Origin of the sequence: Pseudomonas sp. 39004, assembly GCF_028682155.1 — a bacterium.
GTDB classification, from domain to species: Bacteria; Pseudomonadota; Gammaproteobacteria; order Pseudomonadales; family Pseudomonadaceae; genus Aquipseudomonas; species Aquipseudomonas capeferrum.
Genome location: NZ_JANIAG010000001.1, coordinates 44,406 through 58,113, shown reverse-complemented (window position 1 = coordinate 58,113; position 13,708 = coordinate 44,406). Strand labels below are relative to the sequence as shown.

Annotated in this window: 12 protein-coding genes and 1 pseudogene; 3 read left to right on the top strand and 10 right to left on the bottom strand. The window is 63.6% G+C overall.

Going from position 1 to position 13,708, the window contains the following annotated elements; translation table 11 throughout:
* Nucleotides 1-88 precede the first annotated feature (88 nt).
* From NP534_RS26740 to NP534_RS00235, 3 genes and pseudogenes are all read right to left on the bottom strand, one after another.
* On the bottom strand, nucleotides 89-793 hold the full coding sequence (locus tag NP534_RS26740) for a methyl-accepting chemotaxis protein (RefSeq protein WP_443201063.1): 705 nt from the start codon (nucleotides 791-793) through the stop codon (nucleotides 89-91).
* Between the two features lie 228 nt (nucleotides 794-1,021).
* Nucleotides 1,022-1,132 (bottom strand): annotated as a pseudogene (locus NP534_RS26735) (hypothetical protein); the annotation flags it as partial.
* Nucleotides 1,133-1,897: 765 nt separating this feature from the next.
* Nucleotides 1,898-3,661: an ABC transporter transmembrane domain-containing protein gene (locus tag NP534_RS00235; RefSeq protein WP_274097369.1), complete on the bottom strand. Its 1,764-nt coding sequence runs from the start codon at nucleotides 3,659-3,661 to the stop codon at nucleotides 1,898-1,900.
* A 212-nt stretch (nucleotides 3,662-3,873) separates the two neighbouring features.
* Between NP534_RS00235 and NP534_RS00230 the strand changes: the two genes are divergently transcribed.
* On the top strand, nucleotides 3,874-4,047 hold the full coding sequence (locus NP534_RS00230; protein ID WP_167334463.1) for a PA1571 family protein: 174 nt from the start codon (nucleotides 3,874-3,876) through the stop codon (nucleotides 4,045-4,047).
* An 81-nt stretch (nucleotides 4,048-4,128) separates the two neighbouring features.
* Here the strand turns inward: NP534_RS00230 and pdxB are convergent, their stop codons facing one another.
* The 3 genes from pdxB to rlmM all read right to left on the bottom strand — a co-directional run bounded on the left by pdxB (nucleotide 4,129) and on the right by rlmM (nucleotide 6,712).
* Nucleotides 4,129-5,271, bottom strand: coding sequence for a 4-phosphoerythronate dehydrogenase PdxB (pdxB, locus tag NP534_RS00225; RefSeq protein WP_274097368.1), 1,143 nt, complete (start codon nucleotides 5,269-5,271; stop codon nucleotides 4,129-4,131).
* Nucleotides 5,272-5,331: 60 nt separating this feature from the next.
* Nucleotides 5,332-5,574 (bottom strand): sulfurtransferase TusA, encoded by a 243-nt coding sequence (gene tusA / locus NP534_RS00220; protein WP_033700449.1) that lies wholly within the window; start codon nucleotides 5,572-5,574, stop codon nucleotides 5,332-5,334.
* A gap of 73 nt (nucleotides 5,575-5,647) precedes the next feature.
* Nucleotides 5,648-6,712, bottom strand: coding sequence for a 23S rRNA (cytidine(2498)-2'-O)-methyltransferase RlmM (gene rlmM, locus NP534_RS00215; protein WP_274097367.1), 1,065 nt, complete (start codon nucleotides 6,710-6,712; stop codon nucleotides 5,648-5,650).
* A 223-nt stretch (nucleotides 6,713-6,935) separates the two neighbouring features.
* Here rlmM and acnA point away from each other — a divergent pair, with 223 nt between their 5' ends.
* Nucleotides 6,936-9,677, top strand: a complete 2,742-nt coding sequence (acnA, locus tag NP534_RS00210) for an aconitate hydratase AcnA (RefSeq protein ID WP_274097366.1) — start codon at nucleotides 6,936-6,938, stop codon at nucleotides 9,675-9,677.
* A 322-nt stretch (nucleotides 9,678-9,999) separates the two neighbouring features.
* The gene (locus NP534_RS00205) at nucleotides 10,000-11,565 is read left to right on the top strand and encodes a methyl-accepting chemotaxis protein (protein WP_033700452.1); all 1,566 of its coding nucleotides are present in this window, start codon (nucleotides 10,000-10,002) and stop codon (nucleotides 11,563-11,565) included.
* Nucleotides 11,566-11,611: 46 nt separating this feature from the next.
* Here the strand turns inward: NP534_RS00205 and NP534_RS00200 are convergent, their stop codons facing one another.
* The 4 genes from NP534_RS00200 to NP534_RS00185 form a co-directional block, all read right to left on the bottom strand.
* The gene (locus NP534_RS00200; protein ID WP_274097365.1) at nucleotides 11,612-12,496 is read right to left on the bottom strand and encodes a pseudouridine synthase; all 885 of its coding nucleotides are present in this window, start codon (nucleotides 12,494-12,496) and stop codon (nucleotides 11,612-11,614) included.
* Nucleotides 12,497-12,547: 51 nt separating this feature from the next.
* Nucleotides 12,548-12,856 carry a hypothetical protein gene (locus tag NP534_RS00195; RefSeq protein WP_033701480.1) on the bottom strand — a complete coding sequence of 103 codons (309 nt, stop codon included), beginning with the start codon at nucleotides 12,854-12,856 and terminating at the stop codon, nucleotides 12,548-12,550.
* 73 nt (nucleotides 12,857-12,929) lie between these two features.
* Entirely contained in the window at nucleotides 12,930-13,361 is a 432-nt protein-coding gene (locus tag NP534_RS00190) for a D-Ala-D-Ala carboxypeptidase family metallohydrolase (protein ID WP_274097364.1), read from the bottom strand.
* A 107-nt stretch (nucleotides 13,362-13,468) separates the two neighbouring features.
* Nucleotides 13,469-13,708 carry a glutaredoxin family protein gene (locus NP534_RS00185; RefSeq protein WP_274097363.1) on the bottom strand — a complete coding sequence of 80 codons (240 nt, stop codon included), beginning with the start codon at nucleotides 13,706-13,708 and terminating at the stop codon, nucleotides 13,469-13,471.

Genomic DNA, 13,708 nt, shown 5'->3' with positions numbered 1-13,708 from the left:
GGGGTGAGACACCCGGTCGCATGGCGACAATCCGCCACAGTTGCGCCAGGTTCAGCGCAACACTGGCGGATTTCCCCGCGCCGGACGGTCAGGCGGTCAGCCGCGAAGTCACCTCCCCCAACTGCCCGGACAACCCATGCAAACGCTGCCCGGCCTGCTCGGTCTGCTGCACAGCTTCCTGGTTGGTGGTGGCGATGCGGGTAATTTCGATCAGGTTGCGCGAGATGTCCTCGGCCACGCTGGTCTGCTCTTCGGCTGCCGTGGCGATCTGCCGGTTCATGTCGCGGATTGCCTCCACCGCCGAGGTGATGCGCTGCAGCATCTGCCCCGCCTGCTGCACCTGCTCGGCACCTTCCTCGCTGCGCTGCTGACCACTTTCGATGGCCTTGACCGCCTCTACCGCACCCGACTGCACCGCTTCGATGATCTGGTGAATTTCGGCGATCGATGCAGCGGTGCGCTGGGCCAAACTGCGCACCTCGTCGGCGACCACCGCAAAGCCGCGCCCGGCCTCGCCCGCACGGGCCGCCTCGATGGCTGCATTGAGCGCCAGCAGGTTGGTCTGCTCGGCAATGCCGCGGATGACTTCGAGCACCTTGCCAATCCGCGTGCTGTCATGCTCCAGGTCACGGATCACCGCAGCGGTACCGGCGATTTCGCGGTTGACCACGCCAATGATGTCGATGGTCTGCTGCATCACCTGCTCGCCAGCCTGGGCACTGTGATCGGCATCATCGGCCGCGCGGGCGGCGTCGGCGGCGTGGCGAGCCACCTCCTGAGCGGTGGCGGACATCTCATGCATGGCCGTCGCCACCTGATCGGTGCGCTGGAACTGGTCATGCGTGCCCTGGGCCATGTCAGCCGCGATGCTGCGCAACTGGCCACTGGCGCCTTCCAGTTCCTGGGCATTGTCCTTGAGCCGACCGACTGTCTCGGCAAGAAAATCACGCAGGGTATTGGCCGCACGTGCCAAGCGCCCCAGTTCATCTTCACGGCGGCTGTCCACGCGCGCAGCGAAGCGCCCCTGGCTCAACTGCGCAACATACTCGATCAACTGGCGAATCGGCTCGATCAGGCTGCGATTGACCAGCCACAGGCTGAACAGGCCGACCAGCACCGCCGAGCCCAGCATCACCAGCAAGCCCAGCCACACCGTACGCTCGGCGCTGGCGTTGATGCTCGATGCACGCTCACGCGCATCGGCGCGCAGTTGTTCGACCAGCTCGCTCATCTGTTCGCTGGCGGCACGGTCCACGCCCTTGACCGCAAGGTCGCCTGCAACCGGGTCACCACCCGCGGCGATAAACGCCTGGCGGCCCTGCGCGTAAGCCTGGCCCAGTTGTAGATGGCTGGCACGCAACTGTTGCAGCGACGCCTTGAGCCTGGCATCGCTGCTGTCGATCAGTTGCCCAAGCACCTGCTGCACCTGCTGCTCGCGGGCCTGGAACTGCTGCCAGTACTTGTCCAGTTCGGCGGGCTGGCGACCGCGCAGCAGCACATTCTTCCATTCCTGCACCTGGATCTTGAACTGCAGGTTGGCCTCATCGATCAATTGCGAAGCCCGCAAGGGCCCATCCACCAGCTCGGCGTAGCCGCGCACGCTGGAAGACAGAAACTGGAAACACACCAGCGCGATCAGCAACATCGCTACCAGGCTGCCGCCGAGCAGGGCGAGAATTTGCACTCTGAGGGATTTACGCAACATCGCGATCTCAAGACCAAAGGAAAGGAACGGCGCACGTCTGCGGCGCCGGGCAAGACATTCCATGTCTCCGTAGGCTCACTCGCAAAAAAAAGGCTGCCATCGTTCGATAGCAGCCAGCTTGAGCACTTGCACAACAATTGAGACAAATAGTGTCAGGCAATTCCTACAGAATTGTTACAGAACCACGACAGGCTAGCCCGTGGTGAACTGCAACGAGGCCAACCGGGCATACAGCGGGCTTTCTTCGATCAACTGGCGATGCGTGCCTACTGCCACCAGGCGTCCCTTGTCGATCACCGCGATGCGATCGGCGTGCTGCACCGTGGCCAGACGATGGGCGATCACCAAGGTGGTGCGACCGGCCATCACACTGGGCAGCGCCTGCTGAATCAGGTGTTCGCTTTGCGCATCAAGGGCGCTGGTAGCCTCATCCAGCAACAGGATCGGCGCATCGACCAGCAGCGCCCGGGCAATCGCCAAGCGCTGCCGTTGCCCGCCCGACAAGCCGATGCCACCCTCCCCCAGCGGCGTCTGGTAGCCCAGCGGCAGTTGCTGGATGAATTCGTCGGCATGCGCACCGCGCGCCGCTGCCTCGACCTCGGCCAGCGTCGCCCCTGGGCGGCCATAGCGAATGTTGGCCTCGACCGTACCGCGAAACAGCGACGGGTTCTGCGCCACCAACGCGAACTGCTGGCGCAGCTCGGCCGGGTCGAGTTCAGTGATGGCCTGGCCATCGAGCAAGATGCGCCCCTGCTGAGGGTCGTAGAAGCGCAGCAGCAGGTCGAACAGGGTGGATTTGCCGGCGCCCGAAGGCCCGACCAGGGCCACGGTCTGCCCCGGCTCGATCGCCAGGCTCAGGCCGTCAATGGCCGCAACCGCAGGCCTCGACGGGTAGGCGAAATGCACGTCTTGCAACGCGATACGCCCGACAGCACGCCGCTCAGGCAGCGAGGCGGCTATGCGCGGCGGCAGGATTGCACTGCGTGCCGCCAACAGCTCGGCAATGCGCTCGGCCGCGCCGGCGGCGCGCTGCAGCTCACCGATCACCTCGCTGAGCGTGCCGAACGCACTGCCGACGATCAGGCTGTAAAAAACGAAGGCTGCCAGCTCGCCTGCCGAAATACGCCCGGCAATCACGTCCATGCCCCCAACCCAGAGCATGACCCCCACCGCGCCGAGCACCAGCACGATGACCAGGGTGATCAGCCACGCACGCTGGGCAATACGCTGGCGGGCCACGCTGAAGGCCGCCTCGACGGTGCCGGCGAACAGTTCGCGATCGAGCGGCTCATGGTTATAGGCCTGCACGGTCTTGATCTGCCCCAGGGTTTCGGCGACGTAGCTGCCGACATCCGCCACCCGGTCCAGGCTCTGCCGCGACAGGCTGCGCACGCGCCGGCCGAACAGCAGGATCGGCGCCAGCACCAGCGGCAAGGCCACCACCACGATGCTGGTGAGCTTGGGGTTGGTGATGAACAGCAGCACCACGCCCCCTACCACCATCAAGGCATTGCGCAGGAACATCGACAGCGAAGAGCCGATCACCGATTGCAGCAAAGTTGTGTCAGCCGTAAGCCGCGACTGGATCTCGGAGCTGCGGTTGTCTTCGAAGAACCCAGGGTGCAGCCCTACCAGGTGATCGAACACCGCACGGCGGATATCAGCCACGCAGCGCTCGCCGATCCACGACACCAGGTAGAAGCGGCTGAAGGTACCCACCGCCAGTGCCAGCACCAACAGCAGGAACAGGCCAATGGTCTGGTTGAGCTGGTGTGCGGAGCGGGTCATGAAACCCTGGTCAACCAGCAGGCGGATGCCCTGCCCCATGGACAGGGTGATTGCCGCCGTGACCACCAGTGCCAGCAATGCCAGGAGCATTTGCCGGCGATACGGGCGAACGAACTGCCAACCCAGGCGCAGGGCGCGACGTTGGCCAGGAGAGACGGATTCGGGCATGGCGGCGACCAGAGCGGCAAGGAAGTAGCAGACTACCACTCATCGGAGCGCGCGGAACGCTTGGGGGTGACTATAGCCTTTCGATCTAAAAGGGCTCTGGAGCTTTACCGCCGTTTCTGTTGGACTGTCAGGGCCGTGACAGTCGAGGATCTGTCACAGGCCAGTCACGGCGCAGGATTACCCTGAGCTTGAACCTGATGAGGAGACAGGACATGAGCTTGCAGCACAGCAGCGATACCCCGAAACCCCAGAACAACCCGCAACCCCAGGTGTGCGGCTCGATCATCGACGCCCAAGGGCGCGAGGTTCCAATCACCGAGCAGATGATCCAGAAAGCCTGCCAGGAACTGGAACAAAGCCGGGGCACCAAAGCCCGTAAAGGCTGATCGGCTAATTCATTGCAACCCGGCGCCTGCGCCGGGTTTTTATTGACTGGGCCGGCGAAAAGGCCGACGCAGGCACATCACTCAGACCAACACCCCACCCAGCGCACTGACCAACTGCGCCAGTTGCGGCGACTCGCCACGAATCCGCACCGCCAGCCCTTCGATTTCACGCCGAGGCGGATACTGCTTGCGCAACTGATCGAATGCCACCCGCTGCTCGGCCGGGTCGTCGCTCAAGCTACGGCGGAAGTCCGCATCGTCACGGCGCGGGTCGTACACGGCGCGGCACAAGGTGGCCAAGGCCCAGGCCGGGTCTGTAGTGGCATCGAGTTCAACCTGCGCCAGCGGCGGCTTGGGCAGCAAATCGGCCAGGCGCACCTGCTCCGCTTCGCCCAGGTGACGGCACAACGCCTGGTAGATCTGCGCAGTGCCCCGCTGCCGGCCATCGAGGCTGTAGCCGGCGATGTGCGGCGAAGCCAGCGTGCACAGGTCGGCCAGTTGCAGGTCGACCTGCGGTTCGCCTTCCCACACATCGAGCACGGCATGCACGTCTTCACGGTCCAACAGCAGCTCACGCAAGGCATCGTTGTCCACCACCGGGCCACGGCTGGCATTGATCAGCCACGCCCCCGGGCGCAACCGTGCCAGTTGCGCCTGGCCCAGCAGGTGCCAGGTGGGGTACTCGCCGCCGCGCTGCAAGGGGGTGTGCAGGCTGATCACATCGCACTGTTCCAGTACCGTCTCGAGGCTGACGTAATCGCCCCCCTCGGCGGCCTGACGCAGCGGGTCGCACACCAGCACTTTCCAGCCCAGGCCATGCAGCACACGCACCAGGCGGCCGCCGACCTCCCCCGCGCCCACCACGCCGTACGTGCGCTTGGGCAGCGCGACACCGTCCAGCTCGGCCAGGGTCAGCAGGCTACCCAGCACATAATCCACCACGCCGCGGGCATTGCAGCCCGGCGCACTGCTCCAGTGGATGCCAGCCTCGGCAAAGTAGTCCAGGTCGAGGTGATCGGTACCGATGGTGCACGTGCCGACAAATCGCACACGGCTGCCTTCAAGCAGTTGGCGGTCGACCTTGGTCACCGAGCGCACCAGCAGTACATCGGCGTCCTTGACGCTGGCGGCATCGAGGCTTCGGCCCGGATAGCGGCGGATCTCGCCGAAACCTTCGAAGAAGGCATCGAGCAGCGGAATGTTCTCGTCGGCAACTATCAGCATGGCGCTCTCCTGTCAGGGGAACGCAGTGTAGGCGCTACGCGCGGCGTGTTCCAGAGCGGCTCAGTCGGCTTTCTTGCGGATCCAGTACAGGAAGGTGCCCGCGTCCTCTTGCTGCTGCAGCAGTTCGTGGCCGAGGAAGTTGCAGAACTTGGGGATGTCGCGGCGGGTCGACGGGTCGGTGGCAATGACCTTGAGCAAGCCACCGGCAGCCAGGCCACGCACGTGCTGGTGCAACATCATCACAGGCTCGGGGCAGTTCAGGCCGGTGGCATCGAGGACGGCGTCGGGGGTGAAATCAGTCATGGGCGGCTCCAAAATGTTCATCATTGTCGCGCATCGTACGGCGCGCACCAAGGGCCGCGCGCCGCCCACGCACTCAACGCGGCTTCAGGTCCAGCCTGCGCAGATGGCAGGTCACTTCCTCACGGTCGTGATACAGCTGCTTGCAGGCGATCGAAACCCTGATCTTGCGCGACTTGAACGTGGCCTGCATGCGGTCGAGCAGGCGCCGCACCTCGGCGTAGCGTTGCTTCATCGGCAGCTTGAGGTTGACCACCGCTTCGCGGCACAGCCCTTCCCCCAGCCAGGTTTCGATCAATGCGGTGGTCCGCGCCGGCTTCTCGACGATGTCGCAGACCATCCAGTCCACCGGCTGCTTCGGCTGCCAGGTGAAACCATCCGCCATCAGGTGCTGGACCAGCCCGGTGTCCATCAGGCTCTCGGCCATCGGGCCGTTGTCGATGGCGGTGACCAGCATCCCGCGGCGCACCAGCTGGTAGGTCCAGCCGCCTGGCGAGGCGCCCAGGTCGACACCGGTCATATCATCACCCAGGCGCTGGTCCCACTGCTCGCGGGGGATGAACTGATGCCAGGCTTCTTCCAGCTTGAGGGTCGAGCGGCTGGGCGCTTCACGGGGAAACTTCAGGCGCGGGATGCCCATTGGCCAGAGTGCGCTGTTGTTGGCCGCAGCCTGGCCGACAAATACCCGCCGGCCAGTGATGAAGCTCAGCAGAAGGCGTGGACGGCTGGTGTCTTCAACCAGGCGACCGGCTTTTTCCAGGGCCTTGCGCAACGGCACCTCGAACTTGCGGCAGAACGTCGACAGCTCCTTGCCTTCGTTGCTGTCGAGCACTTCCAGCCACAGGCTGCCGAACACAGGCAGGCCGGCCAGGTGCTCGAGCAATACGCTGATGCGATCGCTCTCCGGCAACTCGACGAAACCGCCACGGGCCCACTGCCGCGGGAAGATCAGCTCAGCGAAGCGCAGTTCCCCCATCAGGCGCTCGGCGCCATTGTCCTCGGTGCAGACAAACTCGGCACTGGCGCTCTGCGCTTTGCCTTTGGCATAGCCGGCAACCCCCAGGCGGGCGGCATGTTCGCTGATCTCGGCGCAGACCTCGCCCTCGAAACCGGGCCGGCAATGCATGAACAGGGTACTCATCTCTCACTCCACTACGGCGGGCGCACCACAGGCGCCGGCAGGGCGGCGATGATAAAGGAAGTTCGGAACCTGCGACACGTCCCGCCGGTCCAGAAAAGGGTCAGGCAGGCCAAACCGGTCTAACCTGACCATTCAGCCAGGTCCGTACCGTGCGGATCGAAACAGAGCGGTGACACCGGCAAACACCCAGATTTGCCGGGCACCGGCGCAGAAGGAGTTGGCAATGCCCTCGCTCGATAGCCTGAACACCCTCAAAACCCTCAAGGTCGCCGACCAGACGTACCACTATTACAGCCTTACCGAGGCCGCCCGCCAGTTGGGCGACCTGCAACGCCTGCCCATGTCGCTCAAGGTGCTGCTGGAAAACCTGCTGCGCTGGGAGGACGGCAAGACCGTCACCGGTGACGACCTGCGCGCCATTGCCCAATGGCTGGAGGCGCGCCGCTCCGACCGGGAAATCCAGTACCGCCCTGCCCGGGTGCTGATGCAGGACTTCACCGGCGTACCCGCCGTGGTCGACCTGGCAGCCATGCGCGCCGCCATGGCCAAGGCCGGTGGCGACCCGCAGCGGATCAACCCGCTGTCGCCGGTCGACCTGGTAATCGACCACTCGGTGATGGTCGACCGCTATGGCACGCCCCAATCGTTCAGCGAGAACGTCGACATCGAGATGCAGCGCAATGGCGAGCGCTATGCATTCCTGCGTTGGGGCCAGAGCGCCTTCGACAACTTCCGGGTAGTACCGCCGGGCACCGGCATCTGCCACCAGGTCAACCTGGAATACCTTGGCCGCACCGTCTGGACCCGTGAAGAAGACGGCCGTACCTATGCCTTCCCCGACACCCTGGTCGGTACCGATTCGCACACCACCATGATCAACGGCCTGGGAGTGCTGGGCTGGGGTGTTGGCGGCATCGAGGCCGAAGCCGCGATGCTCGGCCAACCCGTGTCGATGCTGATCCCGGAAGTGATCGGCTTCAAGTTGACCGGCAAGCTGCGCGAGGGCATCACCGCCACCGACCTGGTGTTGACCGTGACGCAGATGCTGCGCAAAAAGGGTGTGGTGGGCAAGTTCGTCGAGTTCTACGGCGATGGGCTGGCCGAGCTGCCCCTGGCCGACCGTGCCACCATCGCCAACATGGCCCCCGAGTATGGCGCCACATGCGGCTTCTTCCCGGTCGACCAGGTGACCCTTGACTACCTGCGCCTGACCGGGCGCCCCGAGCAGACAGTGCAACTGGTCGAACAGTACTGCAAGGCCCAAGGCCTGTGGCGCCTGCCTGGCCAGGACCCGGTGTTCAGCGATGCCCTGGCCCTCGACATGAACGATGTCGAGGCCAGCCTGGCCGGGCCCAAACGCCCCCAGGACCGGGTCGCCCTGGGCCAGGTCAGCCAGGCGTTCGACCATTTCATCGAACTGCAGCCCAAGCCACTGGCCAAGGAAGTCGGCCGCCTGGAAAGCGAAGGCGGCGGCGGTGTGGCGGTGGGCAACGCCGACCAGGCGGGCGAAATCGACTACAGCCATGCAGGCCAGACCCACACCCTGCGCGACGGTGCAGTGGTCATCGCTGCGATCACCTCCTGCACCAATACCTCAAACCCCAGCGTGATGATGGCCGCCGGGCTGGTGGCGAAAAAGGCCCTGGAGAAGGGCCTGCAGCGCAAACCCTGGGTCAAGAGCTCGCTGGCCCCTGGCTCCAAGGTGGTCACCGACTACTTCAAGGCTGCCGGGCTGACGCCGTATCTGGATGAGCTGGGTTTTGACCTGGTGGGTTACGGCTGCACTACCTGCATCGGCAACTCCGGCCCACTGGATGAAGCGATTGAGCAAGCCATCGGCAGCGCCGACCTGACCGTTGCCTCGGTGCTTTCGGGCAATCGCAACTTCGAGGGCCGCGTGCATCCGCTGGTCAAGACCAACTGGCTGGCGTCACCGCCGCTGGTAGTGGCTTACGCCCTGGCCGGCAGCGTGCGCCTGGACCTGACCCGCGACCCGTTGGGCACTGGCAAGGACGGCCAGCCTGTGTACTTGCGCGACATCTGGCCCAGCCAGCAGGAGATCGCCGCCGCCGTGGCCAAGGTCGACACCGCGATGTTCCACAAGGAGTACGCCGAAGTCTTCGAAGGCGACGCGCAGTGGCAGGCCATCGAGGTGCCGCAAGCGGCCACGTATGTCTGGCAGGAGGCATCGACCTACATTCAGCATCCACCGTTCTTCGACGACATCGGCGGGCCGCCGCCGCAGGTCAAGGACATCGAGGGTGCACGCGTGCTGGCCCTGCTCGGCGACTCGGTCACTACCGACCACATCTCCCCGGCCGGCAACATCAAGGCCGACAGCCCCGCCGGGCGCTACCTGCGCAGCAAGGGTGTAGAACCGCGGGACTTCAACTCCTACGGATCGCGCCGGGGTAACCACGAGGTGATGATGCGCGGCACGTTCGCCAACATCCGTATTCGCAACGAGATGCTTGGGGGTGAGGAAGGGGGCAATACCCTGTTCGTGCCAACGGGCGAAAAGCTGTCGATCTACGATGCCGCCATGCAGTATCAGGCCCAGGGTACGCCGCTGGTGGTGATCGCCGGCCAGGAATACGGCACAGGGTCCAGCCGTGACTGGGCCGCCAAGGGCACCAACCTGTTGGGGGTCAAGGCGGTGCTGGCAGAAAGCTTTGAACGCATCCACCGGTCCAACCTGGTGGGCATGGGCGTGCTGCCCCTGCAGTTCAAGGCCGGGCACGATCGCAAGCAACTGGCGCTGACCGGCAGGGAGCGCATCGATGTGCTGGGGTTGAGCGGTGCTCATCTACGGCCAGGGATGAGCCTGACGCTGCGTATCACCCGCGAGGACGGGCAGCAGGAGCAGATCGAGGTGCTGTGCCGCATCGATACCTTGAATGAGGTGGAGTACTTCAAGTCGGGGGGGATTCTGCATTATGTGTTGCGCCAGTTGATTGCTGGTTGAGATGCAAGGCTTGGCTGGGGATTTCACAGGCAGCGCAAATCCCCAGCCAACGCCACCACCCTCCCCCTCTCTCGGCGGCCTCATTCCGCTATCGGCTACTGGCTCTTGGCCAGCCATTGAGTCATCATCAGACTCACACGTCACCAAACAGCCTTAAAAACGCAAAAATGACGCCATTTTGATCAAACGTGCCTGTTCCCTAGCTCAATCTGAACAATGGCTTATTGCCATAAATCAAGCCTATTAAATATCCATTCAATAAAACCAGCGGCTTGCCGATACCTCACGAAAGCCTTGCGGATTCTTTGCGGATTACCCACCCATGCGTAACAACCAGCCGATTACCCAGAGAGAACGGACTTTCCCTGCCCAGCAGCGGTTGATCTCCACCACCAACGCCAAGGGCGTGATCAGCTACTGCAATGACGCGTTTATCGAAATCAGTGGGTTCACCCGCGAAGAGTTGACCGGCGCGCCGCACAACCTGGTGCGTCACCCGGATGTGCCCGCGGCCGTGTTCGCCCACATGTGGCAAACCCTCAAACAGGGCCAGCCCTGGATGGGTATCGTCAAGAACCGCTGCAAGAACGGTGACCACTACTGGGTCAACGCCTATGTCACGCCGATCTTCGACAATAACCAGGTGGTCGGTTTCGAATCGGTGCGGGTCAAACCCACTGCCGAACAGATCCGCCGGGCCGAAGGCCTCTACCAGCGCCTGAACCAGGGCAAGTCGGCGGTGCCGCGACGTGATCAGTGGCTGCCGATTCTGCAGGACTGGCTGCCGTTCATTCTGGTCAGCCAGGTGGGCTTCCTGATTGGCAACTGGCTCGGCCACTCCTGGGGCTTCGGCCTGGCGGCGGCCCTGTCGGTGCCCCTTGGCCTGCTCGGCCTGAGCTGGCAGCAACGTGGCCTCAAGCGCCTGCTGCGCCTGGCGGAACAAACCACGTCCGACCCCCTCATCGCGCAGATGTACACCGATAGCCGCGGCGTTCAGGCCCGCCTGGAAATGGCCATGCTCAGCCAGGATGCACGCATGAAAACCTGCCTGACACGCCTGCAGGACAGTGCAGAACACCTGAGCGAACAGGCGCGGCAATCCGATGCCCTGGCCCACAAGAGCTCTTCGGGGCTGGAGCGCCAGCGGGTGGAAACCGAGCAAGTGGCGGCCGCCGTCAACCAGATGGCTGCCACCACCCAGGAAGTGGCCAACCATGTGCAGCGCACTGCCGACGCCACCCAGGAAGCCAATCGCCTGACCAGCCAGGGCCGGCAGATCGCCGGTGAAACCCGCGAGGCCATCGAGCGCCTGTCGGCGGCAGTGGGTGAAACCGGTGCAACGGTGACGCAACTGGCAAAGGACAGCGACGAAATCGGCGGTGTGGTCGATGTGATCAAGGGCATCGCCGACCAGACCAACTTGCTGGCGCTGAACGCCGCCATCGAAGCGGCCCGCGCCGGTGAAATGGGCCGTGGTTTTGCGGTCGTGGCCGACGAGGTCCGCCAGTTGGCCCAGCGCACCGCCGAGTCCACCGGGCAGATCCACGGCCTGATAGCCAAGCTGCAGCAGACTGCCAGCAATGCCGTACTGACCATGGAAACCGGCCACCGCCAGGCACAGGAAGGGGTCGACCGGGTCATGCAGGCCGATGAAGCGTTGGTCGGTATCAGCGAAGCGGTGGCCAATATCACCGACATGGCGACCCAGATCGCAGCCGCTACCGAAGAGCAGACTGCCGTCGCCGACGAGATCAGCCGCAACATCAGCACCATTGCCGACCTTGCCGACCAGACAGCTGAACAGGCCCAGCATTCGGCGCTGCTCAGCGAGGAACTGACCAGCACTGCCGGTAGCCAGTATTCGCTGGTGGAGCGTTTCAACCGCTAAGACACTGGGCCTTGTGTGATATTGGAGCGGCCTTGCCGGGCCGCTCCTACCAGTCCAGTTGCAACCGGCTCTCGAAATACCGCTCCTCACCCGTCAACGGATCTACGAAACGCAGGCTCTGCGCCAACAGCTTCAACGGCCGCTGATAATCGTCATCGGTCTGCAGCAGTTCGGGGTAGAACGGATCGTTGCAGATTGCCGCACCCAATGCCGCCATATGTACACGCAATTGATGGGTCTTACCGGTCACCGGCGACAGACCGTAGCGCCATAACTCGCCACGCGTCTCCAGCACCTGGGCCAAGGTTTCGCTGTTGTCAGCGCCCTCCACCTCCTGCATGCGGAAGAAAGGCTCGCCATGCACCAGGCGGCTTTTGTGCACCAGCGGGAAGTTGTGCTGGGGCATGGCTGCGGCGATGGCCTGGTAGCGTTTGTCGATCCGCCGCTCGGGGAACAAGCGCTGGTAGGCACTGCGCGTCTGGGGGTTGGCGGAGAACAGCACAAGCCCTGCGGTATGCCGGTCGATGCGGTGCAAAGGCACCAGATGCGGGTTGTCCAGACGCCGGATCAGCCGGCGCAGCAAAGTCTGCTCGACATACTCACCGGTCGGGGTCACCGGCAGAAAGTGCGGTTTGTCGGCAACCACCAGATGCTCGTCCACGTGCAACAGGGTTTCCTGCACAGGGATCGGCCGCTCATTTGGCACTTCCCGGAAGTAGTGCAAGCGCATGCCGCGTTTATAAGCCAGCCCAGCAGAGACTGCCTGCCCCTGCGCATCTAGCACGCGGCCCCGGGCAAAGCGGTCAAGCCACTGCGCCCGATCGATGGCCTTGAAATGGTCACACAGGCAATCGAGCACCGTCGCCCAGTTGCCGGGGGGCAGGCACACCGTGCTGGCTTGCTGGCGGGCAGGGTCGAAAGGCGTGGTCATGGCAGCGCTCAAAAGGTTGGAGGCCGCGCATTATCCTCCAAGCCTTCCACCTCAACCAGCCTGTAGCGTCGCCTCGCTGCGCGCCTTCAACCAGCGCAGCACTTGCACGGCCTCCCAGCGGTTGGGGTCGTACAGGGCATATAACAAACCCTGGTAACCTACGACGTCCAGCCCACGGTGGTAACCGGCACGCTGGAACAATGCCTCGATCTCGGCAAAACAGGTATTGAAGTGAACCTTGCCGAACGGCGTTCGGTCTTCAGTCACCAGGCCTTCGAGGCGCAGTTCCAGAACGGCGTCGCACACCCGCTCGACGGGCATGTGGTTGACGCTGTACTTGAGTTGCTCGACGTTGAGCATGGCCTTCCCCTCGAACACTGTATTTATATACAGCATACGGACCTCCCCTCATCCACGTCAATTCGCCATCGCGTCATTGCAACCCCAGCAGGTAACCGGTGCCTTTGCGAATGGTCAGTACCTGGCCCCGCGCAGTGCCAGTGGTCACGGACAAATGCACCCACCGGTCAAACTCCAGGATCAGTTGATCGAAGGGTACGTCGCTGTCGCTGATTCTGCGTATCACCTCACGCGGGCTGACGTCGATCACCGTGAAGTCGGCTGCCAACCCCAGCACATGCTGGCTTGACGGTTCCCCACCGACACGCTGATTAAGTGCACTGCAGCGGTAGCCGCTGCTGATGATGATCGGCATCCCGAGCAGCGCACGTACCTTTTCAAGCACGCCACACAGGACAGTTAGATTGGCCAGTACCTCAGGTGTAGGGGTGTTTTCAAACCCTTCCCTTGCGGCGATTTGCGAAGCGGTCATTTCATCCAGGGTGAAATGCGGCGTGATGAACATGGTTAGATTCTCGATGACAGTTCAAGGACACCGGCAGCAGTGGCCGGCACCCGATCATCGACTTGTAATCTCAACCATGGCGTGAGGAACGCGTGCCCATTGGGCGATCATTGCGCGAGAAACGCCACCACTTGCTCGGCATCGAACGGCCAGTGCAGTTCGCCGCCGTTGTCACAGCGCCGCAGCACGGGAATGATCAGGCCATAGCGTTCGAACATGGCCTCGTTTTCGGCAATGTCGACCAGCTCCACCAACAGGCCATGATCGACGAAAGGCATCAGCACAGCCTCCGCCACTTCGCACAGGTGGCAGCCAAGGGTGCCGAACAGTTGGCATTCAGGCAGCAT